Source organism: Pseudomonas sp. MWU12-2020, assembly GCF_023100605.1.
GTDB classification, from domain to species: domain Bacteria; phylum Pseudomonadota; class Gammaproteobacteria; order Pseudomonadales; family Pseudomonadaceae; genus Aquipseudomonas; species Aquipseudomonas fluorescens_H.
Map to the genome: position 1 here is coordinate 1 of NZ_JALMEX010000029.1, position 3,203 is coordinate 3,203.

At 51.3% G+C, this 3,203-nt stretch carries 1 rRNA gene; it reads right to left on the reverse strand.

Features of this window, described 5'->3' with window-relative positions:
- Positions 1–149: 149 nt before the first annotated feature.
- Positions 150–3,041, reverse strand: a 23S ribosomal RNA gene (locus M0814_RS28805).
- Between the last annotated feature and the right edge of the window lie 162 nt (positions 3,042–3,203).

Consider the following 3,203-nt stretch of genomic DNA (forward strand, 5'->3'; position numbering starts at 1 on the left):
GGGTACTGACTCGCGACCTGTTGGCCTCGCTTCAGCAAATCGGGTATGTGATACAGGTGTCTTGTGAGCATCGCGAACTTTCGGTTCATTGCGTCTTCACACACCGCAATCTGATGCTCTCTCGAGTAGTCAAATTGCTTGGGTGTTATATGGTCAAGCCTCACGGGCAATTAGTATTGGTTAGCTCAACGCCTCACAGCGCTTACACACCCAACCTATCAACGTCGTAGTCTTCGACGGCCCTTCAGGGAACTCAAGGTTCCAGTGAGATCTCATCTTGAGGCAAGTTTCCCGCTTAGATGCTTTCAGCGGTTATCTTTCCCGAACATAGCTACCCGGCAATGCCACTGGCGTGACAACCGGAACACCAGAGGTTCGTCCACTCCGGTCCTCTCGTACTAGGAGCAGCCCCTCTCAAATCTCAAACGTCCACGGCAGATAGGGACCGAACTGTCTCACGACGTTCTAAACCCAGCTCGCGTACCACTTTAAATGGCGAACAGCCATACCCTTGGGACCGGCTTCAGCCCCAGGATGTGATGAGCCGACATCGAGGTGCCAAACACCGCCGTCGATATGAACTCTTGGGCGGTATCAGCCTGTTATCCCCGGAGTACCTTTTATCCGTTGAGCGATGGCCCTTCCATACAGAACCACCGGATCACTAAGACCTACTTTCGTACCTGCTCGACGTGTCTGTCTCGCAGTCAAGCGCGCTTTTGCCTTTATACTCTACGACCGATTTCCGACCGGTCTGAGCGCACCTTCGTACTCCTCCGTTACTCTTTAGGAGGAGACCGCCCCAGTCAAACTACCCACCATACACTGTCCTCGATCCGGATAACGGACCTGAGTTAGAACCTCAAAGTTGCCAGGGTGGTATTTCAAGGATGGCTCCACGCGAACTGGCGTCCACGCTTCAAAGCCTCCCACCTATCCTACACAAGCAAATTCAAAGTCCAGTGCAAAGCTATAGTAAAGGTTCACGGGGTCTTTCCGTCTAGCCGCGGATACACTGCATCTTCACAGCGATTTCAATTTCACTGAGTCTCGGGTGGAGACAGCGCCGCCATCGTTACGCCATTCGTGCAGGTCGGAACTTACCCGACAAGGAATTTCGCTACCTTAGGACCGTTATAGTTACGGCCGCCGTTTACCGGGGCTTCGATCAAGAGCTTCGCGTTAGCTAACCCCATCAATTAACCTTCCGGCACCGGGCAGGCGTCACACCCTATACGTCCACTTTCGTGTTTGCAGAGTGCTGTGTTTTTAATAAACAGTCGCAGCGGCCTGGTATCTTCGACCGGCATGAGCTTACGGAGCAAGTCCTTCACCCTCACCGGCGCACCTTCTCCCGAAGTTACGGTGCCATTTTGCCTAGTTCCTTCACCCGAGTTCTCTCAAGCGCCTTGGTATTCTCTACCCAACCACCTGTGTCGGTTTGGGGTACGGTTCCTGGTTACCTGAAGCTTAGAAGCTTTTCTTGGAAGCATGGCATCAACCACTTCGTCACCCAAAGGGTAACTCGTCATCAGCTCTCGGCCTTAAGATCCCGGATTTACCTAAGATCTCAGCCTACCACCTTAAACTTGGACAACCAACGCCAAGCTGGCCTAGCCTTCTCCGTCCCTCCATCGCAATAACCAGAAGTACAGGAATATTAACCTGTTTTCCATCGACTACGCTTTTCAGCCTCGCCTTAGGGACCGACTAACCCTGCGTCGATTAACGTTGCGCAGGAAACCTTGGTCTTTCGGCGTGGGTGTTTTTCACACCCATTGTCGTTACTCATGTCAGCATTCGCACTTCTGATACCTCCAGCAAGCTTCTCAACTCACCTTCACAGGCTTACAGAACGCTCCTCTACCGCATCACTTACGTGATACCCGTAGCTTCGGTGTATGGTTTGAGCCCCGTTACATCTTCCGCGCAGGCCGACTCGACTAGTGAGCTATTACGCTTTCTTTAAAGGGTGGCTGCTTCTAAGCCAACCTCCTAGCTGTCTAAGCCTTCCCACATCGTTTCCCACTTAACCATAACTTTGGGACCTTAGCTGACGGTCTGGGTTGTTTCCCTTTTCACGACGGACGTTAGCACCCGCCGTGTGTCTCCCATGCTCGGCACTTGTAGGTATTCGGAGTTTGCATCGGTTTGGTAAGTCGGGATGACCCCCTAGCCGAAACAGTGCTCTACCCCCTACAGTGATACATGAGGCGCTACCTAAATAGCTTTCGAGGAGAACCAGCTATCTCCGAGCTTGATTAGCCTTTCACTCCGATCCACAGGTCATCCGCTAACTTTTCAACGGTAGTCGGTTCGGTCCTCCAGTCAGTGTTACCTAACCTTCAACCTGCCCATGGATAGATCGCCCGGTTTCGGGTCTATTCCCAGCGACTAGACGCCCTATTAAGACTCGCTTTCGCTACGCCTCCCCTATTCGGTTAAGCTCGCCACTGAAAATAAGTCGCTGACCCATTATACAAAAGGTACGCAGTCACCCAACAAAGTGGGCTCCCACTGCTTGTACGCATACGGTTTCAGGATCTATTTCACTCCCCTCTCCGGGGTTCTTTTCGCCTTTCCCTCACGGTACTAGTTCACTATCGGTCAGTCAGTAGTATTTAGCCTTGGAGGATGGTCCCCCCATATTCAGACAAAGTTTCTCGTGCTCCGTCCTACTCGATTTCATGACCAAGAGATTTTCGCGTACAGGGCTATCACCCACTATGGCCGCACTTTCCAGAGCGTTCCGCTAATCTCAAAGCCACTTAAGGGCTAGTCCCCGTTCGCTCGCCACTACTAAGGGAATCTCGGTTGATTTCTTTTCCTCAGGGTACTTAGATGTTTCAGTTCCCCTGGTTCGCCTCTTGCACCTATGTATTCAGTACAAGATAACCATCTTATGATGGCTGGGTTCCCCCATTCAGACATCTCCGGATCAAAGTCTGTTTGCCGACTCCCCGAAGCTTTTCGCAGGCTACCACGTCTTTCATCGCCTCTGACTGCCAAGGCATCCACCGTATGCGCTTCTTCACTTGACCATATAACCCCAAGCAATCTGGTTATACTGTGAAGACGACATTCGCCGAAAATTCGCAAAACTCTTAAGAGTCACTCACAAATTTTACCTTAGCCTGATCCGTTACCAGTGAAAGTAACGTTCAGTCTATCTTTCTATCACATACCCAAATTTTTAAAGAACG